This window comes from Rhizobium sp. 05N49 (assembly GCF_056396805.1).
The window spans coordinates 109,717-130,741 of sequence record NZ_JBFTME010000016.1; the positions used below are offsets into that span (position 1 = coordinate 109,717).

At 58.9% G+C, this 21,025-nt stretch carries 19 protein-coding genes and 1 tRNA gene; 11 read left to right on the forward strand and 9 right to left on the reverse strand.

Annotated elements, in window-relative coordinates:
* The first annotated feature begins 21 nt into the window (after nucleotides 1-21).
* The gene (locus AC1DF8_RS26815; protein WP_478155692.1) at nucleotides 22-2,010 is read left to right on the forward strand and encodes a bifunctional 2',3'-cyclic-nucleotide 2'-phosphodiesterase/3'-nucleotidase; all 1,989 of its coding nucleotides are present in this window, start codon (nucleotides 22-24) and stop codon (nucleotides 2,008-2,010) included.
* Nucleotides 2,011-2,052: 42 nt separating this feature from the next.
* On the opposite strand, the gene AC1DF8_RS26820 is transcribed toward AC1DF8_RS26815, so the two are convergent.
* Together AC1DF8_RS26820 and AC1DF8_RS26825 are read right to left on the reverse strand one after the other, a co-directional pair.
* On the reverse strand, nucleotides 2,053-2,610 hold the full coding sequence (locus AC1DF8_RS26820) for a DUF2087 domain-containing protein (RefSeq protein WP_478155693.1): 558 nt from the start codon (nucleotides 2,608-2,610) through the stop codon (nucleotides 2,053-2,055).
* A gap of 188 nt (nucleotides 2,611-2,798) precedes the next feature.
* Complete coding sequence (locus AC1DF8_RS26825) at nucleotides 2,799-3,767, reverse strand: LysR family transcriptional regulator (protein ID WP_113206760.1); 969 nt, start codon at nucleotides 3,765-3,767, stop codon at nucleotides 2,799-2,801.
* A gap of 140 nt (nucleotides 3,768-3,907) precedes the next feature.
* Between AC1DF8_RS26825 and AC1DF8_RS26830 the strand changes: the two genes are divergently transcribed.
* Nucleotides 3,908-4,522 carry an FMN-dependent NADH-azoreductase gene (locus AC1DF8_RS26830; protein ID WP_478155694.1) on the forward strand — a complete coding sequence of 205 codons (615 nt, stop codon included), beginning with the start codon at nucleotides 3,908-3,910 and terminating at the stop codon, nucleotides 4,520-4,522.
* A 57-nt stretch (nucleotides 4,523-4,579) separates the two neighbouring features.
* Here AC1DF8_RS26830 and AC1DF8_RS26835 read toward each other — a convergent pair whose 3' ends face one another.
* Nucleotides 4,580-5,149, reverse strand: a complete 570-nt coding sequence (locus AC1DF8_RS26835; RefSeq protein WP_113013543.1) for a TetR/AcrR family transcriptional regulator — start codon at nucleotides 5,147-5,149, stop codon at nucleotides 4,580-4,582.
* A 106-nt stretch (nucleotides 5,150-5,255) separates the two neighbouring features.
* Between AC1DF8_RS26835 and AC1DF8_RS26840 the strand changes: the two genes are divergently transcribed.
* Nucleotides 5,256-6,032 (forward strand): SDR family oxidoreductase, encoded by a 777-nt coding sequence (locus tag AC1DF8_RS26840; protein ID WP_112545190.1) that lies wholly within the window; start codon nucleotides 5,256-5,258, stop codon nucleotides 6,030-6,032.
* Between the two features lie 11 nt (nucleotides 6,033-6,043).
* Here the strand turns inward: AC1DF8_RS26840 and AC1DF8_RS26845 are convergent, their stop codons facing one another.
* The 3 genes from AC1DF8_RS26845 to ilvA all read right to left on the reverse strand — a co-directional run bounded on the left by AC1DF8_RS26845 (nucleotide 6,044) and on the right by ilvA (nucleotide 9,173).
* Entirely contained in the window at nucleotides 6,044-7,315 is a 1,272-nt protein-coding gene (locus tag AC1DF8_RS26845) for a GGDEF domain-containing protein (RefSeq protein WP_478155695.1), read from the reverse strand.
* Nucleotides 7,316-7,556: 241 nt separating this feature from the next.
* Nucleotides 7,557-7,886 carry an HlyU family transcriptional regulator gene (locus AC1DF8_RS26850; RefSeq protein ID WP_112545192.1) on the reverse strand — a complete coding sequence of 110 codons (330 nt, stop codon included), beginning with the start codon at nucleotides 7,884-7,886 and terminating at the stop codon, nucleotides 7,557-7,559.
* A gap of 36 nt (nucleotides 7,887-7,922) precedes the next feature.
* Entirely contained in the window at nucleotides 7,923-9,173 is a 1,251-nt protein-coding gene (gene ilvA / locus AC1DF8_RS26855) for a threonine ammonia-lyase (RefSeq protein WP_112545193.1), read from the reverse strand.
* A gap of 195 nt (nucleotides 9,174-9,368) precedes the next feature.
* On the opposite strand from ilvA, the gene AC1DF8_RS26860 reads away from it, so the two are divergent.
* Nucleotides 9,369-9,731, forward strand: a complete 363-nt coding sequence (locus AC1DF8_RS26860) for a VanZ family protein (protein ID WP_018115470.1) — start codon at nucleotides 9,369-9,371, stop codon at nucleotides 9,729-9,731.
* Nucleotides 9,732-9,761: 30 nt separating this feature from the next.
* Here the strand turns inward: AC1DF8_RS26860 and AC1DF8_RS26865 are convergent, their stop codons facing one another.
* The 3 genes from AC1DF8_RS26865 to wrbA form a co-directional block, all read right to left on the reverse strand.
* Nucleotides 9,762-9,893 carry a hypothetical protein gene (locus tag AC1DF8_RS26865; RefSeq protein WP_018115471.1) on the reverse strand — a complete coding sequence of 44 codons (132 nt, stop codon included), beginning with the start codon at nucleotides 9,891-9,893 and terminating at the stop codon, nucleotides 9,762-9,764.
* Between the two features lie 133 nt (nucleotides 9,894-10,026).
* Nucleotides 10,027-10,112 (reverse strand) — tRNA-Leu (locus tag AC1DF8_RS26870).
* A 150-nt stretch (nucleotides 10,113-10,262) separates the two neighbouring features.
* Nucleotides 10,263-10,859, reverse strand: a complete 597-nt coding sequence (gene wrbA, locus AC1DF8_RS26875; protein WP_018115472.1) for an NAD(P)H:quinone oxidoreductase type IV — start codon at nucleotides 10,857-10,859, stop codon at nucleotides 10,263-10,265.
* A gap of 221 nt (nucleotides 10,860-11,080) precedes the next feature.
* On the opposite strand from wrbA, the gene AC1DF8_RS26880 reads away from it, so the two are divergent.
* The 7 genes from AC1DF8_RS26880 to AC1DF8_RS26910 all read left to right on the forward strand — a co-directional run bounded on the left by AC1DF8_RS26880 (nucleotide 11,081) and on the right by AC1DF8_RS26910 (nucleotide 20,895).
* A complete protein-coding gene (locus AC1DF8_RS26880) occupies nucleotides 11,081-11,857 on the forward strand; it encodes a competence/damage-inducible protein A (protein ID WP_112545194.1) in 777 nt (258 codons plus the stop codon).
* Nucleotides 11,858-11,962: 105 nt separating this feature from the next.
* Nucleotides 11,963-12,805: a universal stress protein gene (locus AC1DF8_RS26885; protein ID WP_018115474.1), complete on the forward strand. Its 843-nt coding sequence runs from the start codon at nucleotides 11,963-11,965 to the stop codon at nucleotides 12,803-12,805.
* Nucleotides 12,806-12,972: 167 nt separating this feature from the next.
* Nucleotides 12,973-13,470 carry a xanthine phosphoribosyltransferase gene (gene gpt / locus AC1DF8_RS26890; RefSeq protein ID WP_018115475.1) on the forward strand — a complete coding sequence of 166 codons (498 nt, stop codon included), beginning with the start codon at nucleotides 12,973-12,975 and terminating at the stop codon, nucleotides 13,468-13,470.
* 173 nt (nucleotides 13,471-13,643) lie between these two features.
* Nucleotides 13,644-14,234, forward strand: a complete 591-nt coding sequence (locus AC1DF8_RS26895; RefSeq protein WP_112545195.1) for a hypothetical protein — start codon at nucleotides 13,644-13,646, stop codon at nucleotides 14,232-14,234.
* Nucleotides 14,235-14,817: 583 nt separating this feature from the next.
* A complete protein-coding gene (locus AC1DF8_RS26900) occupies nucleotides 14,818-18,633 on the forward strand; it encodes a vitamin B12-dependent ribonucleotide reductase (RefSeq protein ID WP_112545196.1) in 3,816 nt (1,271 codons plus the stop codon).
* Nucleotides 18,634-18,892: 259 nt separating this feature from the next.
* A complete protein-coding gene (locus AC1DF8_RS26905) occupies nucleotides 18,893-19,564 on the forward strand; it encodes a response regulator transcription factor (protein ID WP_018115478.1) in 672 nt (223 codons plus the stop codon).
* Nucleotides 19,564-20,895 (forward strand): sensor histidine kinase, encoded by a 1,332-nt coding sequence (locus AC1DF8_RS26910; protein WP_029616516.1) that lies wholly within the window; start codon nucleotides 19,564-19,566, stop codon nucleotides 20,893-20,895. The genes AC1DF8_RS26905 and AC1DF8_RS26910 overlap by 1 nt, the downstream gene beginning before the upstream one ends.
* The last annotated feature ends 130 nt before the right edge of the window (nucleotides 20,896-21,025 follow it).

The following is a 21,025-nucleotide window of genomic DNA, read 5'->3' on the forward strand; positions in this document are numbered from 1 at the left end:
AATGTCAAAAGGAGTGTTTCCATGTCTTCCATTTTCGATGCGCCTGCAATGAGCCGCCGTTCCCTGCTCGGCGGCCTTGCCGCTACTTCCGCTCTCGTGCTGCTTCATCCGTTCAGCGCCCGCGCTGCCGCAAACCAGGCGCATCTGCGGCTGATGGAAACGACCGACATTCACGTCAACGTTTTCCCTTACGACTATTATGCCGACAAGCCGAACGACACGATGGGCCTGTCACGTACGGCAACAATCATCGACACGATACGTGCGGAAGCTGCCAATTCGCTGCTGATCGACAACGGCGACGTGCTGCAGGGCAATCCGATGGGCGACTACATGGCCTATCAGCACGGCATGAAGGATGGCGACGTGCATCCGGTCATCAAGGCCATGAATACGCTCGGCTATACCGTTGGCACGCTCGGAAATCACGAATTCAACTACGGCCTGGACTTCATGTTCAAGGTGCTGAACGGTGCGAACTTCCCCTTCGTCTGCGCCAACCTGACCAAGGGTCAGCTTGCCTCCGATCCCAAGCAGGACGAGCTGTTCTTCAAGCCGTACATCATCGTCGAAAAGCAGATCAAGGACGGCTCCGGCAATGAAAGCCCGGTCAAGATCGGCTTCATCGGCTTCGTGCCACCCCAGATCATGCTCTGGGATATCAAGAACCTCGAAGGCAAGGCACAGACGCGCGATATCGTCCAGGCCGCCAAGGCCTGGGTGCCGGCCATGAGGGAAGCTGGCGCAGATATCGTCATCGCCCTTTCCCATTCCGGCATTGACGGTTCCGGCCCATCCGAAAAAATGGAAAATGCTTCGCTGCATCTCGCTGCCGTCGAAGGCATCGACGCAATCTTCACCGGTCACCAGCATCTCGTCTTCCCTGGCCCGAAAACATGGGATGGCATTGCCAATGCCGATCCGGTCAAGGGTACGCTGCACGGCAAGCCCGCCGTCATGGCCGGCTTCTGGGGCTCGCATCTCGGCCTGATCGACCTGCTGCTGGAGAAAGACGGCAACAGCTGGAAAATCGTGGACTTCACGTCGGAAGCGCGGCCGATCTATCATCGCGACGACAAGAAAAAAGTCGTGGCCGACGTCGCCGACAAGAAGGAAGTGGTTGAAGCGGCGAAGGCAGAGCACGAGGCAACGCTTGCCTATGTCCGCACGCCGGTCGGCAAAACCTCCGCGCCGCTCTATTCCTACTTTGCGCTGGTCGCCGACGATCCTTCCGTGCAGATCGTCTCGCAGGCTCAGACCTGGTACATCAAGCAGATGCTGGCCGATACGGAGTTCAAGGATTTGCCGGTTCTCTCCGCCGCAGCCCCCTTCAAGGCCGGCGGTCGCGGCGGTGCCGACTATTATACGGACGTTCCCGCCGGCGATATCGCCATCAAGAACGTCGCCGACCTCTATCTTTATCCGAATACGGTTCAGGCCGTCGCCATCACCGGTGCGCAGGTGAAGAACTGGCTGGAAATGTCCGCCGGCATGTTCAACCACATCGAACCCGGTGCGAAGGATGCGGCTCTCCTCAACATCGACTTCCCGTCCTACAATTTCGACGTGATCGATGGCGTGACCTACCAGATCGATCTGTCCCAGCCGCCGAAATATGATTCGTCTGGCAAGGCCGTCAATCCGACTTCCAACAGAATCCAGAACCTTGCCTTCGAGGGCAAGCCGATCGATCCGGCGCAGAAATTCGTCGTCGTTTCCAACAATTATCGTGCGGGCGGCGGCGGCAGCTTCCCTGACATCGCTTCCGACAAGGTGATCTTCCAGGCGCCGGACACCAACCGGGATGTTATCGTGCGCTATGTCCATGATCAGGGCACGATCAATCCAGCAGCCGACGGCAACTGGACCTTCAAGCCCTTGCCCGGCACGACGGTCGTTTTCGAAAGCGGCCCGAAAGCCAAACAGTATCTCGCCGACGTCAAGAGCGTGAAGATCGAGGATGCCGGCGAAGGCGCCGAGGGATTCACGAAGTTCAGGCTGGTTCTCTGAAGCCGCAGGGGCGCGGTTTCATCAACCGCGCTCCTCTTTCGCTCAAGCCGTCTCTGCCTCGGTTTCAACGCGCCGGAGAAGCCGGCCAAGTTCGGCCGGCGGCTTCTTTTCGAGGCGGTGATATCGTCTGCCATCCCGCGTGCGGTGGACAAGCCCGAAATCGAAGAGTTCGCGGCGCAAGAGCGCCGGATCGCCGAAGAGATGCAGGTGGTCCAGAAAATCGCTGATTTCACGCTCCGTCAGTTCCGTGCCCGCCGGTATTTTCGACCACAGAACCCAAAGGCAAAGCTCCTGTAGTCCTCTCCTGCCCGGCCAACGGATCAGTCTGCCGCTGCCATCATAATGGCGCGATGCCTTCAGCACGCGATCCTCGTCCGGCAAGGGCTCGGGAGCCTGCTTCAGGTTCCAGTCCTTCAGGACTTCGGCGGACTGCGCCATACTGCGGAAATGCTGGTAGTTGCGATAACCCGCCGCGCGCGTCAGCAGATTGAGCATATCGACATGGCTCGGCTTGTCAGCCAGCGCTTCGATCTGCTTGCGGAGAGATTTGGCAAAAGCCGAAAGATCGGCGATTTCCATTGGAAAGGTAGATCTGGTCACGTCTCATCCTCAACGCGCCGCTTCCGCAAAAGGGTGTCGGTGGTCGCCGGCTTTCGACTTCGGCACAGGACAAGTGCTGATGATCTTTCTGGAGCAGGTTTAGCTTCCCTTGCGGGACGGCGACGCCTCGGTGAACTGCAGACCGTGGCGCCGTTATAACAAAGGCCTGAAACCCGTCAAGCTTGTGACTATTCCGCTGCCTCCGGCATCGCATGCAGTTCGTCTATACCGAGCATGCTGACCATTTCGCCATGGCTCGGGCACATTGAGAGCCGCCGGCGAAAAGCCTCGACCAGCCATCTGCCCGCCGGCCCCGGCGGATTGGCGGCCTTGTGCATGGCATAGATCGGGTATTCGCCCTGTTCGTAGGCATCGAGCTTGATGGCGATGAGGTTGCCTTTCATGATGTCGTCACCGACGAGAGAGACCGGCAATCCACCCCAGCCAAGCCCGCCTTTGATGAGCTGGTGCTTGGTTGCTATGTCGCTGACGCGCCATGTCCTGTAGGACAGGACATTGAAATCCCGGCCCTTGGTCAACCCGGAGGCATCGGAAACGACGAGCTGGATTTCTTCGCGCACATCGGCCAGCGTCAGTGGCCGTTCGATGCGCGCCAACGGATGATCGGGCGCAACGACAGGAACCATAAAGGAATAGCCGATCTTTTCGGCTACCAGCGAATCTCCCTGCCGCACGAGCGCGCCGCCAATGCCGATATCGGCCTTGTCGTTCAGCACCATGTCCATGACCATTCCGAGCTCGCCGACGTTGAGGTTCAGCGCAACGCCCGGGAATTTCTCGCGAAACTCGCGCAATTCCATCATGACGGCATTGGCCGGGACCATGACGCTGATCGCCAGAGAAAGCTCCGCCTCCAGCCCCTGCTTGATGCTCTTGACGCGGGCGCGCATCACCTCGAGATCGGCCATCAGGCGGCGGGCATCTTCCAGCATTGCCTTGCCGGCATCCGTCAGCTTCGGCTGGCGGGCGCCTGAACGCTCGAAAAGCGGTATTTCAAGCTGGGCTTCCAGATTGGCGATCGTATAGCTGATGACCGACTGCGCGCGGTTCAGGACGCGTGACGCGGCCGAAAAACTGCCGGTTTCGGCGACGGTCAGGAAAACCTGCAATTGATCCAGTGTCGGGTTGGGAAGCATCGTCCATCCAATCCATCGATAATTTTGATCGACATTATCCCAGTTTTTTCGATAGCAGGCCAGTCTTATTTCTTTTCTCGAACACAGCGGTTTGCCGCTCCCAACCGCCGCTGAAACCCATTTCGAGAGGAAATTCAACCATGTCTTCCATTCTTCTTCTGACGTCCAGCCCGCGTTCAGAGTCGCTTTCCACGTCGATCGCTGTCGAGCTTGCCGACAAGCTCAAGACTCAGGCCCCGGGTAGCGTCGTCGTTCGCCGCGACCTTGCCGCAAATCCGCTTCCGCACATCGACGATCTGTTCACCGCCGCTATTCGCAAGCCGCCGGAAGCCCGCACGGCTCAGGAAGCTGCTGCCGTAAAAACGTCCGACGAGTTGGTCAATGAACTGCTCGCAGCCGACAGCATCGTCATCGGCACCGGCCTCATCAATTTCAACATCYATTCTTCGCTGAAGACCTGGATCGATAATGTGGCCCGCGCCGGTCTGACCTTCAAGTATACCGAAAGCGGCCCGGTCGGCCTTGCTACCGGCAAGAAGGTCTATGTCGTCCTTGCTTCGGGCGGCGTATATTCCCAGGGTCCGGCTGCTGGCATGAATCATGCGGTTCCTTACCTGAAGTCGGTTCTCGGCTTCCTCGGCATTGCCGACATCGAGACCATCTATGTCGAAGGCCTCGCCTTCGGCCCGGAAGCTGCAGAAAAGGCTATCGGCGCCGCAAAGTCGCGCGTCGACGAGCTTGCTCTCGCTGCCTAACCTGCAAATTCGAAGTTCCACTCGAGGGGCCGGCGCAAGCCGGCCCTTTCATTTTGCCTAGAAATCATTGACGAAAGCTCGGGCCGTTTCCAGAATTTCGTTGGAGAGTTTTTCATCGTCCGCGATGCGCGCAAGGCCGAGCGCGCCACTCATCAGACACGAGACGATGATTGCCTTGCGGCGCGCCTCAGCCTCATCGCCCGCGCTCATACGGTCTGTCATGTTTTCCAGATTCGTCTTCAGCTGCTCGGTCGCAAGCGACCGGCATTTCCCGTCGCTGCGGGCGAGATCGGCCGTTAGCGCAGCAAAAGGGCAGCCGCCGCTTACGTCGTCACGATGAACCTCGCTCAGATAGTTGGCGGAATATTCCGCGATCGGAATATCTGCCGGCGCCCTGCCCTCTGAACGCACTTTCGCTTCCCAGGATCCGAAAGCCAGTTTCATGGCTTCCGCCACCATCTCATCGCGTGACGCAAAATGCTTGTAGAAGCCGCCGACCGTCAGCCCGGCCTCCTTCATCAGGTCGGCAACCCCGATACCCTCGAGCCCCTTCTCCCGCAGGCGCCTGGACGCAATCTCGATGATCCTGTCGTGCGTCTTCTGTTTTTCCAGTTGCGAATGGCCCATTGAAATCTCCCGACATGCGGACTTGACTTATTTGGATTATGATCATAATCCTTCTAGATATCGATCATAATCCAGATCGGGACATTTTCCAATAGGAGCCATTCCCATGCGTCTCAAGAACAAGGTCGCGCTCATTACCGGCGGCAACAGCGGTATCGGGCTTGCCACCGCCAAGGTTTTCGTTGCCGAAGGCGCGAAGGTCATCATTACCGGCCGTAACCCGGAAACGCTCGCAGCGGCCAAGAAAGCGCTTGGCGGCGACGTGCTCGCACTGAAGATTGATCTGACCGACGTAGCGGCCGCGGAGAAGATCTTCGCCGAGGCAGCTTCCGCCGTCGGCAAATTCGATATCGTCTTTGCCAATGCCGGTATTGGCGGCGCAACGCCGCTCGGCCAGACGTCGCTGGAACAGTTCGAAAAGATCATCAGCACCAACCTGACCTCGGTCTTCTTCACGGTTCAGTCAGCGCTTCCGCATCTGAATGATGGCGCATCCGTCATCCTCAACGGCTCGGTCCATGCCGTTCTCGGCGCACCAGGCTGGTCGGCCTATGCCGCCACGAAGGGCGCCGTGCGCTCCATGACCCGCAACCTTGCCTCCGAACTTGCGCCGCGCGGTATCCGCGTCAATCAGGTAACGCCGGGCGGCACGCGCACACCGATCTGGTCGCCCTATGCGCAGACGGAAGATGCGATGTCGGCACTCGAAGAAAAGCTCGGAAGCATGAGTGCGCTTGGCCGCATGAGCGAAGCAGACGAGATCGCAAAGGCTGCGCTCTATCTCGCCTCCGACGATTCCAGCAATGTCACGGGCATCGAGATCACCGTCGACGGCGGCATGACGAGCGCTCCCTCCGGCGCCAAGGTCTTCCGCGCCGCCTGAGCGCGCGGGATCTAGACGACCTTAACCACTCCGGAGCGGCCGACGACACAGTTGCGGCCGCTCTTTTTTGCATCATAAAGGCGGCTGTCTGCCGCCGACAGCACGGTTGTGAAGCTGACGCCGTCCTCGTCCGCAGTCGCAACCCCTATGCTAACCGATACCGAGGCATCGTCGGGTGTCTTCACACTGGTCACGATCGTCCAGCGCAGGCGTTCCGCCAAGAGCAGGCCTTCCTCATGGCCTGTACCGGGGCAGACGGCGACGAACTCTTCGCCGCCGAAGCGAAAGATACGATCGCTGGAGCGTAGTGTCGTTCCGAGCCTGCTGGCGATGGCCTTCAGAACCTCGTCGCCCTGCAGATGGCCGAAGCCGTCGTTGACGTCCTTGAAATGATCCGCGTCGATGATGAGAACGGTGGCATATTGACCCTGCCGCAGCGCCTCGCGCACCATCAGTGGCGCCTCCAGCTCCATGCGGCTGCGATCATAGACACCAGTCAGCATATCGCGACCGGTGCGCTCCAGAAGATCGTTGTAGCGTTCGCGGAATGTCAGATCGCCGAAAAGGTCGCTTATCGAGCGCGCCGAGGCTGCAACGCCGTTCCGTCTGATGTGATATTCGTAGACGGCAAACATCAGGGAATAGAGGCAGACGGCCAGCATCTTGGCTTTCCATCCCGCCCAGAAGGCCGCCATCGGGACGCCCACGAAATAATGCAGGMCGCTGAAGAAACAGATCTGGTCAAAGGTCAGAACCACAAGGCCCGAGATCATGAAGCGCAGCACCACGCGCCGGCGCATGAAATCGCCGAGCTTCTCGTAGAGCAGGATGATGCCGAGCGAGTCGAGATAGAGGATTGCCGTTCCCCATACCATCAGCCAGCCCATTTCCTTCAGGAAGTTGACATCGGCCGGATGGCCCGGCGACAGCTCCAGCGGCTGATGAAGCTGCAGCACCCAGGCGATGGCAACGGTCAGGAGATTGCCGAAAAACAGGCCATAGATCGGCTGGCGAACGGTCGACGCATCCTCCTGCAGATAGAGCATGAGGATCATCATCAGCTTGCCGGAAAAGAAGATCGAAGATCCCGGCGAGACATCCCCGAACGGCAGGGAAACGTAGAAGACCGCAGCGAGGTAGGTCTCCATGAAATGCATGACGCCGAGTGCAGTCAGGAAGACACCCAGTCCGAGGCGCTGGCGAAAATGCAGGAGGCTGACCATCAGCACGAAGTAGCCGACGGCTTCGACGATGAAGAGCGCGGTGTTGAAGAGCTCCATCACGGTCCTCCACCGACAGCGCGACCGCGCGAGAGAGACGCAGCCGCAGCAGCGGATTTTCTGGTCAATCGTCCGGAAAGCTCAAACACATGCGGCGCCCTGCAAAACCTGCAGGCGCCACCTTTACCGCAATCCTTTAAGATTAGGTGAGCAAAGCCGCAATTTCGGCTGCTGGAATGCGGTCATGGATTTGAAAAACAACGGGAAATGTAGCTCGAACAAGTCCTGCCCGATCAACGAGTGTTTACACTTGCCGCAACTTCTCGCCGTCATTGAAGAGAGAAGGGCCGTGCTGATCGATGATCTGCTGCGCCTTGCGCACGGTGCATTCGATCGCATCGTCAGACGAAGAGAAGAGATCTGCGCGAATGAACTTGCGCACCAAAACGTCCTCACCGACCTTCTTTTCGATACGGCCGGCAAGACGATACTGGCCGCCTTCCTTCTGCGGCTCGGCATAGATGGTGCAATCACCATAGAGCTGGGGCTCGCCGGAAGGACCTGCAGCCGCTTCGCTGGAGGATTTGCCGCTGCCGGAAAATACCGAAAGAATGTTTGAAAGGAACGAAGCCATAAACCGCCTTTAGCACGCAGTGCAGTTGACGCAAAGTCAAATGATCAGGTTTGCGAGGATCTCGTTTTCGGTAATGTCCTCGAAGCCCATGCCCGCGCTTTCGAAATTGGCAACCAGCGTTGCAAAATTCTCCGGAGCCGTCGTTTCGATGCCGATCAGGATCGAACCGAAATTGCGCGCCGATTTCTTCAGATATTCGAAGCGGGCGATGTCATCATGCGGTCCGAGCAGATTGAGGAAATCGCGTAGCGCACCAGGGCGCTGGGCAAGGCGCAGGATGAAGTATTTCTTCAGGCCGGCGTAGCGCATGGCCCTTTCCTTGACATCGGGCAGCCGCTCGAAATCGAAATTGCCGCCAGAGACGACGGCAACGATCGTCTTGCCCTTGATGGCGGCGCGATCCATGGCGGCGATCGCCGTCAGCGACAGGGCTCCGGCCGGCTCCAGCACGACACCTTCGACGTTCAGCATCTCCTGGATGGTGACGCAGATGGCATTTTCCGGCATCAGCCTGACCTGATCGGCCGAAAAACCCTTCAGAGCCGCGAAATTCAGGTCACCGATGCGGGCGACGGCCGCGCCATCGACGAAATTGTCGACCTTCGGAAGTGTCACCACCTGCCCCGCCTCAAGGCTGCGGCGCAAGCTCGGCGCGCCGGCAGGTTCGGTAAAGATGAAATCGGACTTTGCGACGATGCCATCGAGATAACCGGTAATGCCGGCGGCAAGCCCGCCGCCGCCGACCGGCAGGACGATCATGTCAGGCAAGACGCCTTCGGGAAGCTGCTGCATGATTTCGGCGGCCACTGTCGCCTGCCCCTCGATGATATCGACATGATCGAAGGGCGGCACCATGACGCCACCGATCGCCTCGACGTGATCGCGGGCAGCCTGGTAGCATTGGTCAAAGAAATCGCCGATGAGTTCAATGGTGATGAAGCCGGCGCCAAACATGCGGGTCTTGTCGATCTTCTGCTGCGGCGTGGTGACCGGCATGAAGACGACGCCAGGGACGCCGAAATGGCGGCAGACGAAGGCAAAGCCCTGCGCGTGATTGCCGGCCGATGCGCAGACAAAAGTCTTGCCGCCCGCCCCTTCGGCAATTGCCTTGCGGAAGAAATTGAACGCGCCGCGGATCTTGTAGGAGCGCACCGGCGACAGATCCTCGCGCTTCAGCCAGATATCGGCACCGTAGCGGGCGGAAAGGTGATCATTGAGCTGCAGCGGCGTGGCGGGGAAAAGGCTGCGCATTGCCTCTTCTGCGCCTTCGACATCGTGTCTCGTCACGGGCGTTCGTCCATTCTTCAAAATCCTGACGCCGCTATGACACAGGCAGGCAGCGGAAAGAAGCCCGTTTGCGCTATTTGCGGTTCGCTCGATGAAAGGCTTCCTTAAGCGCGTCTTCGGATTAAGCCCAAAATCACGGTCAGGTGGACGGCTTTTAACTTGATGGTCCATAGCAATTGCTAATATGACGGCAAGATGACATCCAAGATCACAAAGCCGCTGGCGTGGCTTCTTCTCGCCTTCATCGTGTTCGTCACAGTTTCACCGATCGAATTGCGTCCCCACACGATCGAAACACCCGATATCGATCGTGCCTCGGCCTATCTGGCGGCCGGGCTGGCTTTTGCTCTTGCCTATCCGAAGCAATGGAAAATGGTTGCCGTGCTGCTGATCCTCGGTGCGTTCGCGATCGAATATCTGCAATACCTGTCGCCGACGCGGCATGCGCGCCTTCACGATGCAGGCGTCAAGGCAGCAGGCGCCGCAATCGGCCTGGTCGCCGGCTGGGTCTTTAACAAATGGCGTGAAACGAAAACCGGGGCGAATGCCGCTGTGTAATTTGCCAGACACTGGCAGTGGATCGGAAAACTAGAAGCCGCGGAACTGCACCGCCCAGAGGAACAGCGGCACCGCTGCCATAGCCGTTCCCAACAGGAGAAGAGCGCTCATCTTGAAGAGCCTGATGCGCCGCGTTCTTGCTCCATCCCAGTCGTAAACCATCGTCTTACTCCCACTAAGACAACCCTTACTCAACCGCACAATGCCTACATTTTTTGCAGCAACGGCGCCATAGACAAGCACTGCCTATGGTTTATCCACATTATACAAGCACATTCGAACACATTTATAAAGATGGTGCGAGCGACGGGGATCGAACCCGTAAAGCCTAAGGCCGAGGGATTTTAAGTCCCTTGCGTCTACCAGTTTCGCCACGCTCGCGCGCCGTCCAGATCAACGACTTAGGCGGATTCGTCAAGAAAATGTTTATGCTGCCCTGCTGGCGATCGAAAAACTGTGCGGTGAACAACATCCCAAAATAAAACGGCGGCCCGGAAGGACCGCCGTTCATCGAAAAGATTCAAGCTGAACTCAGGCGAGCTTTGCCGCGATCTTGGCGACATGCGCGCCCTGATACTTGGCGGCTTCGAGTTCGATTGCCGAAGGCTGGCGTGAGCCGTCACCGTTGGTGATGGTGGATGCGCCGTAGGGCGAGCCGCCCTTTACTTCTTCCGTGCCCATCTGACCCTGGAAGGCATAGGGAAGGCCGACATAGGCCATTCCGTGGTGCAGGAAGGTCGGGACGAAGCCGAGGATTGTCGATTCCTGGCCACCGTGCTGCGTAGCGGACGAGGTGAACATCGAGCCGACCTTGCCGACGAGCTTGCCGGTGAACCAGAGGCCGCCGGTCTGGTCCCAGAAATTGCGCATCTGGGAAGCAACCGTGCCGAAGCGCGTGCCGGCACCGACGATGATCGCGTCGTAGTCGGTCAGTTCGTCGACGGTCGCAATCGGGGCTGCCTGGTCGAGCTTGTAATAGGAAGCCTTGGCGACTTCTTCCGAGACCAGTTCCGGCACGCGCTTGACGACAACATCAGCGCCGGCAGACTTTGCGCCTTCGGCTACGGCGTAAGCCATGGTTTCGATGTGGCCATAGGCCGAATAGTAGAGGACGAGAATCTTCGCCATTGTTATCTCCATCAAGGATGATTGAATTTCGTGACTGCCATCGTTCTACCAGCGCATCCGGCCCAACATAGCCCCGCGCAGAAGAACGCAGTGTTCACTGCCTGTAGACGAAATTTCACTTGCCGTTTCATTTTCGATTGAATGGGCTTTCCGCTTTGCCGTTTGCAAAGCTGCCAAACGGCGCTACCTATTTGCGAGCTTCACACTACGGAAATATCCCCATGAGCAATGAGACTGTCGTCACCGCCGCCATGCTTGCCATCGGCGACGAGCTTCTTTCCGGCCGTACCAAGGACAAGAATATCGGCCACCTCGCCGATATGCTGACAATTTCAGGCATCGACCTGAAAGAGGTTCGCATCGTCGCCGACGAGGAGGATGCGATCGTCGAGGCGCTGAACGCGCTACGTCGCAAATACGACTATGTCTTCACGTCCGGCGGCATCGGGCCGACGCATGACGATATCACCGCGGACGCTGTCTCTAACGCCTTTGGTGTGCCCTGCGAGCACGATGCGGCGGCGATGGTGCTGCTTGCCGAGATGTACAAGCGCCGGGAGATGGAATTCACCGAGGCGCGCCAGCGCATGGCCCGCATGCCGCGGGGCGCTGCCCATATCGCCAATCCGGTATCGACCGCGCCCGGCTTCATCATCGGCAATGTCTATGTCATGGCAGGTGTTCCGCAGGTCTTCCAGGCCATGGTCGACAACGTATTGCCGACACTGAGAACGGGTACGCCTGTCCTCTCGCTGGCAATCGCCTGCCCCTATGGCGAAGGCGAGATCGGCACGCCACTGACGGCTATCCAGAAGGCACATCCCGAAACCAGCATCGGCTCGTACCCGCGTTACGTGGGTCAGAAATTTTCGACCGAGATCGTGGTGCGCGGGCGCTCACAGGCCGTGATCGAGGCTGCAGGCGCGGAGGTGCGGGCCATGATTGAAGATATCAAACGCAGGAAGGACATTGCCGAAAATTATCAGGCAGAAGCGTGAGGGGCGAGTGTCGCAATCTTGATCCCGGTCAAGGAACCGTGGTGCATTCCGGCGCATTCCTTTCCTCGCGGAACGCGATTTTTTAGCCGCAAAGGAGAATTTGATATGTCTTACAAAACCATTCTCGCGATTCTGGATACAGCAGATAATAGCGGCGCCGTTGCCGATTTCGCCTTTGCCATTGCCGCGGAAAGCGGCGCCCATGTGATCGGCCTGCATGCCGAAACCATTGCCGCCGTGCCGCTGGTCGCACCGATGGAGATTCCCGATCCGGTCGCTGTGCAAGCGCTTCAGGACATGGCCCATTCAGAAACCATCGAGGTCGAGCGGATATTCCGCGCCCGCGCGGCGGCGGCCGGCGCTTCCTTCGAATGGCACGCCTTTGCGACGTCGACGGGTTACGGCTCGGCGCCACTGATCGAAAGCGCGCGCAGCGCCGACCTTTTGATCGCCTCACAGGCCGATCCGGCAAAACCCTCCGACAGCCATGTGGATGTCGATGAATTCCTGTTCGAAAGCGGCCGCCCGGTCCTGATGATCCCCTACATCATCCGCCAGCCAAAGCCGATCAAGCGCGTGCTGATTGCCTGGAACGGCTCGAAGGAAGCGACGCGCGCCACGTTCGATGCCCTGCCGATCCTGCAGGCTGCCGAAGCAGTGGAAATCTTCTCTGTCGATCCGACCGAGACGGCGACACATTCGGCGACAACTGCTGGCGCAGAGATCGCAGCGACGCTTGCCCGCCACGGCGTGAACGTGACACTTGCCACGGCTGCAAGCGGTGATAAGAACACCTCGCATGTCATCGAAAACCGGCTTTCAGACGACAGCATCGACCTTCTGGTCATGGGCGCCTACACGCATTCCTGGCTCTGGCAGGCGATTTTCGGCGGTACGACAAAGACGCTTTTGCAGTCCATGACGGCGCTGACTTTACTCTCGCGTTAAAGCCGCTCTTGCCTTTTGCCGCCAAATCCCGCTAATTGCGGCGACCGATGATATCAGGCTTCGGCATCCATCGCGCAGTTCCGGCTGCGCGATTTGCGTTTTGCCAGCCGATGTTCCTCGGTCGCCGGCAAACGGCGTGTCGTTTCTTCATGCCGCGGAGTAGCCCGATGTCCCTTCCCGATAAAGCCTTCCCTGTTTCCTGGGATCAGTTCCACCGCGATGCGCGTGCGCTTGCCTGGCGGCTCGCCGGCCTCGGCCAGGAGTTCAAGGCGATCGTCTGCATCACCCGCGGCGGCCTCGTTCCAGCGGCGATCATTTCACGCGAATTGAACATCCGCCTCATCGAAACCGTCTGCATCGCCTCCTATCATGATTACGTCAATCAAGGCGACATGGTGCTGCTGAAGGGCATTGCACCGGAGCTCACAGAAAATGGCGGCGAAGGCGTGCTTGTCGTCGACGATCTCACCGATACCGGCAAGACCGCCGCCCAGGTGCGCGCGATGCTGCCGAAGGCGCATTTCGCCTGCGTCTACGCCAAGCCGAAGGGCGTACCGACCGTCGATACCTTCATTACCGAAGTCAGCCAGGATACCTGGATCTACTTCCCCTGGGACATGGGCTTCACCTATCAGGAGCCGATTGCCAAGGGCGCTCGCGGCTGACGGCGAGCAGTCCTTAATCATACAACTGAAAATTGTTCCAATCTTGGTCTCGCCGATGGTGAATTTCCGCACCAGTTCGGTAACGTCCGTTTTATTTCATTAGCATAACCTCAGGCAACTAACGGTCGTAGCGGCCGGGCTAAGAGTAAGACGGGATGCGGTTGGGGCGTGCAATGGCTTGCTGGGGCAAGATTCGAACGGCAGTAGCTTTCGGGCTGATCGGCTGCCTCACTTCCAACACGCCGGCCGGGGCGGAGCCGGCTTATGTCGGCGTCGTGCGCGAATATGTCGAGACCCTCGTCCGGCCGATGGCGGAGGCCCCTGTCGTCGTAAAGGCGATTCAGGAGCAGAATGCCAAACTCGGCGATGTCAGCGAGATGGATATGCGGGTCCTGGACGAGACCTACCGGGCTGAGGTCGCGCAGGGCGACCTTCAGATGGCCAAGACGCTGATGGCGAAATCCGTCTCGCAATACCTCAGGACAAAGCAGGACGATTCTCAGGGAACGATTTTGGAGTTCTTCGTCACCGACTGCCACGGTCTCAATGTCGGCCAGAGTACCGTCACGACCGATTACTGGCAGGGGGACGAGGACAAGTTTCTGAAAACCTTCGCCGTCGCTTCGCGTGACATCTATATCGGCGGGGCGGAACGCGACGAGTCGACCCAGCTTCTGGAGACTCAGGCAAGCTTCGTGGTCACCGACGAAAAGGGCGAGCCGATCGGCACAGCGACCGTCACGATTGCCATCGATGCGCTCTAGAAAGTCCTGATTTCCCTGAACGAATCGGAATGCGCATTTACGTCGTAAAAGCCATCCTAACTTTTGCCGCAGTCGATTTTTTTGACTTTTCGCCCTTTCGTTTGCCCGAGCCTCGTTGCAAGCCCTTGTATTTTCAGGCTTACCCGACTTTCCCCAGTCTCCACAGGTGCATCCACAAGGTGTTGTGGTTAGCATTCGGTTACGTTCCACCCCTTGACGGAATCAGCTGATTCAAAGTTAATGTTCCAGATGTTGCGGCGGCGACTGAACCGGAGGTAACGAGCCCGGTTCTCCCAAGGAAAATTGGACGCATAATCAGGGTGTTACACCGTCGAGAACGGTAACACCCCTGAGGATTTTTGCGCCGTTTTCCAGCCTCCAGAAAGCGACACGGGGGACTGGTAAAAATAAGCTGTTAACACTATATTTAGTGTTTGCAGCCAGCCTCACCACAAGATACAGGACAAGCATCTCCGGATGACAATCCTGTCACAAGATGGAACAAGACTGGCCACACGAAGCGACAACGTGGAGCCGGGTGGGAATTTTGCGCCCTTTCGGGTGCCAACACGAGGTAGAGAAAATGCACATCGAACGTCGGTTTACGAAGGCTGGTCAAGGCGCCTATGCGGATATCGAATTCCGCAAGGCGACGAGTGAGATCAAGAACCCGGATGGGTCGATCGTCTTCCGCCTCGAAAACATCGACGTTCCCGCGCAGTTCTCCCAGGTCGCCACCGACGTTCTGGCGCAGAAGTATTTCCGCAAGGCCGGCGTCCCCGCCCGCCTGAAGAAGGTGGAAGAAAATGACGTCCCCTCTTTCCTGTGGCGCTCCGTAGCCGACGACGCGGCGCTGAAGGGCCTGCCGAAGGACGAACAAACCGGCTCGGAAACCGACGCCCGCCAGGTCTTCGATCGTCTCGCCGGCACCTGGACCTATTGGGGCTGGAAGGGCGGCTATTTCTCTTCGGAAGAAGATGCGGCAGCGTTCAAGGACGAGCTTGCCTATATGCTCGCCACGCAGCGCGTTGCTCCAAACTCCCCGCAGTGGTTCAACACCGGCCTGCACTGGGCCTACGGCATCGACGGCCCCGGCCAGGGTCACTTCTATGTCGACCCCTTCACGGGCAAGATCACCAAGTCCAAGTCGGCTTACGAACATCCGCAGCCGCATGCCTGCTTCATCCAGTCGGTTGAAGACGATCTCGTCAACGAAGGTGGCATCATGGACCTCTGGGTTCGTGAAGCACGCCTGTTCAAGTACGGCTCCGGCACCGGCTCCAACTTCTCGATGCTGCGCGGCGAAGGCGAAAAGCTTTCCGGCGGCGGCCGCTCCTCCGGCCTGATGAGCTTCCTGAAGATCGGTGACCGCGCTGCCGGCGCCATCAAGTCTGGTGGTACGACGCGTCGTGCGGCCAAGATGGTCGTCGTCGATATCGACCATCCTGACATCGAGGAATATATCAACTGGAAGGTCAAGGAAGAGCAGAAGGTTGCTGCTCTCGTGACTGGCTCCAAGGTCGTCGCCAAGCATCTGAAGGCGATCATGAAGGCCTGCGTCAACTGCGAAGCCGACAACGGCGATTGCTTCGACCCGGCCAAGAACCCGGCTCTCAAGCGCGAAATCCGCGACGCCAAGAAGTCCCAGGTTCCGGAAAACTACGTCCAGCGCGTCATCCAGTTCGCCCGCCAGGGCTACAAGGACATGGAGTTCAAGACCTACGACACGGACTGGGATTCGGAAGCCTATCTCACGGTCTCCGGCCAGAACTCCAACAACTCCGTCTCGATCAAGGACAACTTCCTGCGCGCCGTCGAGGAAGATGGCGACTGGAACCTGACCGCCCGCAAGGACGGCCGCGTGATGAAGACGCTGAAGGCCCGCGACCTCTGGGAAACGATTTCCTATGCCGCCTGGGCATCGGCCGATCCGGGCATCCACTTCAATACGACGATGAACGACTGGCACACCTCGCCGGCCGGCGGCCCGATCCGCGGCTCGAACCCGTGCTCGGAATATATGTTCCTCGACGACACGGCCTGCAACCTTGCTTCGCTGAACCTGCTTCAGTTCAAGGACAAGGCCACCAAGCGCATCAATATCGGCGACTACGAACACGCCGTTCGCCTGTGGACGGTCGTGCTCGAAGTCTCGGTCATGATGGCGCAGTTCCCGTCGAAGCGCATTGCCGAACTCTCCTACGAATACCGTACGCTCGGCCTCGGCTACGCCAATATCGGCGGCCTGCTGATGTCGACGGGCATCCCCTATGACAGCGCCGAAGGCCGCGCCATTGCCGGCTCGCTGACGGCGATCATGACCGGTATCTGCTACGCAACCTCGGCCGAAATGGCTGCCGAACTCGGCCCGTTCCCGAACTACGAGCCGAACCGCGAGCACATGCTGCGCGTCATCCGCAACCATCGCCGTGCCGCTCATGGCGAAAACGCTGGCTACGAAGCGCTCTCGGTCAACCCGGTCGCGCTGATCCATTCGGAAAACCCGGACCAGGATCTTGCAGCCCATGCCATGTCTGCCTGGGACAAGGCGCTGGAACTCGGCGAAAAGCACGGCTATCGCAACGCGCAGGTCTCGGTCATCGCACCGACCGGCACGATCGGCCTCGTCATGGATTGCGACACGACTGGCATCGAGCCTGATTTCGCACTCGTGAAGTTCAAGAAGCTCGCCGGCGGCGGCTACTTCAAGATCATCAACCGCGCTGTTCCGGATGCGCTGCGCACCCTCGGCTATTCCGAAAGCCAGATCGCCGAGATCGAAGCCTATGCTGTCGGTCACGGCAACCTGAACCAGGCACCGGCCATCAACCCCTCGACGCTGAAGACCAAGGGCTTCACCGACGAGAAGGTGGAAGCCGTCAACGCCGCTCTGAAGAGCGCCTTCGACATCAAGTTCGTCTTCAACCAGTGGACGCTCGGCGCCGACTTCCTGAAGACCACGCTGAAGGTTTCCGACGAACAGCTCAGCGACATGAGCTTCAGCCTGCTCGAGCATATCGGCTTCTCGAAGAAGGATATCGAGGCTGCCAATATCCACGTCTGCGGTGCGATGACGCTGGAAGGCGCGCCCTTCCTCAAGAAGGAGCATCTGCCGGTCTTCGATTGCGCCAATCCGTGCGGCAAGATCGGCAAGCGTTACCTCTCGGTCGAAAGCCATATCCGCATGATGGCGGCTGCCCAGCCCTTCATCTCGGGTGCGATCTCCAAGACGATCAACATGCCGAACGAGGCAACGGTCGACGATTGCAAGAACGCCTATATGATGTCCTGGAAGCTCGGTCTGAAGGCAAACGCCCTCTACCGTGACGGCTCCAAGCTGTCGCAGCCGCTCAACGCCTCCCTGATCGAGGACGAGAGCGACGAAGATGCGCTTGAGGATCTGATCCAGCAGCCGCTTGCCGCCCAGGCCGTGACGGTCACCGAAAAGATCATCGAGAAGGTGATCGAGCGTGTTTCCCGAGAACGCGAGAAGCTGCCGAACCGCCGTCAGGGTTACACCCAGAAGGCTGCCGTCGGCGGTCACAAGGTTTATCTCCGCACCGGCGAATTCGGTGACGGCCGCCTCGGCGAAATCTTCATCGACATGCACAAGGAAGGTGCTGCCTTCCGTGCGATGATGAACAATTTCGCCATCGCGATTTCGCTCGGCCTGCAATACGGCGTGCCGCTGGAAGAATATGTGGAAGCCTTCACCTTCACCAAGTTCGAGCCGGCCGGCATCGTCATCGGCAACGACGCGATCAAGAACGCCACGTCGATCCTCGACTACGTGTTCCGCGAACTCGCCGTCTCCTACCTCGGCCGTCACGATCTGGCCCATGTGGATACGTCCGACTTCTCCAACACGGCACTCGGCAAGGGCATCCAGGAAGGCAAGACGAACCTCGTCTCGACCGGCTGGACCCGCGGCTACAAGCCGACGCTGGTCTCCAACACCGGCAGCGACCGCCAGCTCGGCGAGCCCAAGGGTGCGGCAACGGCAGCCCCTGCCCGCGCCTCCTCTACGGGCGGCTCGGTAACGTCCTTTGCAGGTGCCGCAGCCCGCAAGCTGGAGCCGACTGTCGCCATTTCCACCTCCGAAATCGTCGCCTTCAAGCGCGACTATGAAGAGCGGGCCAAGGAACTGGCGGAAGAGATCGCCGAAGAAGTGGTCGAAGAAGCCGGCAGCGAAGCAACCGCCCTCTTCTCCGACAAGGCCGCAGCCGATGCTGCAACCGCCAAGACGGAAGCCAAGAAGATGGAAGCCGAACGCCGCGCCCGCTCGATCATGCAGGGCTATACGGGCAACATGTGCTCCGAGTGCCAGAACTTCACCATGGTGCGCAACGGCACCTGCGAGAAGTGCGATACGTGCGGCGCCACCAGCGGCTGCAGCTGACCTCTTCGGGAAATTCAGATCTAGCTGGCCGCCAAATTGGTCAGGTCGGACAGAGATCCGATTTCCTTCAGAGCAGAGCGATCAATAAAGCTCCAGGCGCCACGCGCCTGGAGTTTTTTATTCAGAGGCGGTCGGCAATCTCGCATGCGATCCGCTCTATCCAGCTCGCCACGACCGTGACTTCCCTCATTCGAACGCTCACGCCGTAATCCTGTCGCAATGGTCGTCGTGAACATAGGATCGGAAAGGTGGGCGAGACATGAAAATCCTATTGGTCGAAGACGAGACCAGGCTGGCGGAAACGGTTGCCGCCTCGCTCGGCAAGAAGGGCATCGCGGTCGACCACACCGCTCTTCTTGAGGACGCAATCGAACTGGCTCGACAACAGACCTACGATGCGATCGTGCTCGACCGACGCCTGCCGGACGGCGACGGCATCACATTCATTCCCTGGCTACGAAGCTCAGGCGTCGTGACGCCGGTCATCGTGCTGACTGCCCGAAACGAACCGAAGGAGAGGGTTGCGGGCCTGGACCTCGGTGCCGATGACTATCTGGGCAAGCCGTTTCTGATGGAGGAGCTTTTCGCTCGGCTGCGGGCGGTCTTGCGACGCCCGTCGGCCCTGGCGGAGCCGTCCATAGTCGCAGGGCGGATGACGGTGGATCCGATTCGGATGGATGTCATGGTCGGCGAACTGCAGCTCGACCTGCCTCGTCGAGAGCTGATGGTGCTCGTTACCCTTGCAAAGCGAAAGGGCAGGACCGTCCTCAGATCGGCGCTGGAAACCGAAATCTACAATTACGAAGAGACGATCCAATCCAACGCGCTGGATGCGCACGTGTCACGACTGAGAAAACGGCTCGCTGACGCGGACGCCGGTGTGTCCATCCACAACATCCGCGGGGTCGGATACCTGCTGAAGGAACATTGATGCGATTTCCGAATACGTCGCTGTGGTGGAGACTAAACTGGCAGCTCAGCCTACTATTTGTCGGCACAACCGCATTGGTGATCGTTGGCCTTTGCATCTACGGTGCGATGATCCTTTCTCCGAACGTCAGTATGGAGCACCGGCTTCTGAACGCCCTGGAAGGGTCCTTGAGCTACGAACCCGGACGAGGGCTTCGCATCGAAGACAGCGAACAGCTCCGAGCGTTGAAAAATGATACTCCCAATCTCTTTTTCTACGCCGCAGCCCCGGACGGAACGGCAGTGGCATATGGAAATATTCCACCTGCGTACATACAGCTGACCAAGTTCGTGTCGCTTATCAAGGACGCCGACATTCGTGGCACGGGGCCAAACGCCCCTGTACCGGCTTCAGTCGACGACATCGAGATCAATACGAACGAGATCCGGGTACTTTATGGCGGCCGCAACGGAAACGAGTCGATATTCCTCACGATGCTTGGCGGCACGTACAAGATTTACGTGCCTCTGCTTGCAGTTACCCTACCCGCCCTCTTCTTCGCCGTGCCGCGATTGGTCAGACGTTCGCTCTCGGGACTGAACGACGTTGTTCGGAAGGCTCCGGAGATCGACCCGCGCCAGCCGGGATCGCGGCTTCCCGTGGATCGAGTTCCGAGCGAAGTCGTTCCGCTTATCCACGCCTTCAATTCCGTTCTGGAGCGGCTCGAGCAGCAGTTCGCAGCGAGGGAACGTTTTCTGATCGACGCCGCGCACGAGCTCCGCACGCCGATTGCCGTCATGCAGACGCGTATCGATACGACCCTGGAGGGAAGCACCCGCGACATCATGATGGATGACATCGGGCGTCTGCGGGAGACGGCGGAGCAATTGCTCGACTTCGAACGGAGCGAGCAGTCTCCGGATCTCTTTGAACAGGTCGACCTGGTAGAAGTCGCCAGGAACGTCGTTGCCGACCAAGCCCCGATTGCCATAAGAAATGGATATGAGATCTCGTTCGACAGTGACGTCGACGAGCTTTATCGCCTGGTAAGTCCGTCGGCGATGTCCCGCGCCATAGGCAATCTTGTGCGCAATGCGATCGACCATGGCGGAAATACCGGCACGATATCGGTTCGCGTGTCAGAACGTGGAAGCGTCTCGGTTTCGGACGAGGGTCCCGGCATTCCAGCGGCGCACCGAAACCTCGTGTTCGAACCATTCTACAGGGTCACACCACGGAGCACGGGTGCCGGCCTCGGATTAAGCATCGTGAAGCAGATCGTGACCCGTCACCGCGGGAGCGTAACTCTCGAAGGCAATCCGACAGGAACGACGGTGACTATAAGCCTGTGACAGATACAGCGATCGGCTCGCCGCTCTGATGAGCGGTCAATGAAGCGCAGTAAAATGAAATAGCCGAACCAAAAAGGTCCGGCCATTTCGCATTGGAATAAAGACAAGGGCAAAGATAGCCGATCTGGCT

Bases quoted from the DNA above. Each gene is read 5' to 3' on its own strand.
- AC1DF8_RS26815 (WP_478155692.1), top strand. From the start codon at position 22: ATGTCTTCCATTTTCGATGCGCCTGCAATGAGCCGCCGTTCCCTGCTC.
- AC1DF8_RS26825 (WP_113206760.1), bottom strand. From the start codon at position 3,767: ATGCTTCCCAACCCGACACTGGATCAATTGCAGGTTTTCCTGACCGTC.
- AC1DF8_RS26835 (WP_113013543.1), bottom strand. From the start codon at position 5,149: ATGGGCCATTCGCAACTGGAAAAACAGAAGACGCACGACAGGATCATC.
- AC1DF8_RS26840 (WP_112545190.1), top strand. From the start codon at position 5,256: ATGCGTCTCAAGAACAAGGTCGCGCTCATTACCGGCGGCAACAGCGGT.
- AC1DF8_RS26850 (WP_112545192.1), bottom strand. From the start codon at position 7,886: ATGGCTTCGTTCCTTTCAAACATTCTTTCGGTATTTTCCGGCAGCGGC.
- AC1DF8_RS26860 (WP_018115470.1), top strand. From the start codon at position 9,369: ATGACATCCAAGATCACAAAGCCGCTGGCGTGGCTTCTTCTCGCCTTC.
- AC1DF8_RS26865 (WP_018115471.1), bottom strand. From the start codon at position 9,893: ATGGTTTACGACTGGGATGGAGCAAGAACGCGGCGCATCAGGCTCTTC.
- wrbA (WP_018115472.1), bottom strand. From the start codon at position 10,859: ATGGCGAAGATTCTCGTCCTCTACTATTCGGCCTATGGCCACATCGAA.
- AC1DF8_RS26880 (WP_112545194.1), top strand. From the start codon at position 11,081: ATGAGCAATGAGACTGTCGTCACCGCCGCCATGCTTGCCATCGGCGAC.
- AC1DF8_RS26885 (WP_018115474.1), top strand. From the start codon at position 11,963: ATGTCTTACAAAACCATTCTCGCGATTCTGGATACAGCAGATAATAGC.
- gpt (WP_018115475.1), top strand. From the start codon at position 12,973: ATGTCCCTTCCCGATAAAGCCTTCCCTGTTTCCTGGGATCAGTTCCAC.
- AC1DF8_RS26895 (WP_112545195.1), top strand. From the start codon at position 13,644: ATGGCTTGCTGGGGCAAGATTCGAACGGCAGTAGCTTTCGGGCTGATC.
- AC1DF8_RS26900 (WP_112545196.1), top strand. From the start codon at position 14,818: ATGCACATCGAACGTCGGTTTACGAAGGCTGGTCAAGGCGCCTATGCG.
- AC1DF8_RS26905 (WP_018115478.1), top strand. From the start codon at position 18,893: ATGAAAATCCTATTGGTCGAAGACGAGACCAGGCTGGCGGAAACGGTT.
- AC1DF8_RS26910 (WP_029616516.1), top strand. From the start codon at position 19,564: ATGCGATTTCCGAATACGTCGCTGTGGTGGAGACTAAACTGGCAGCTC.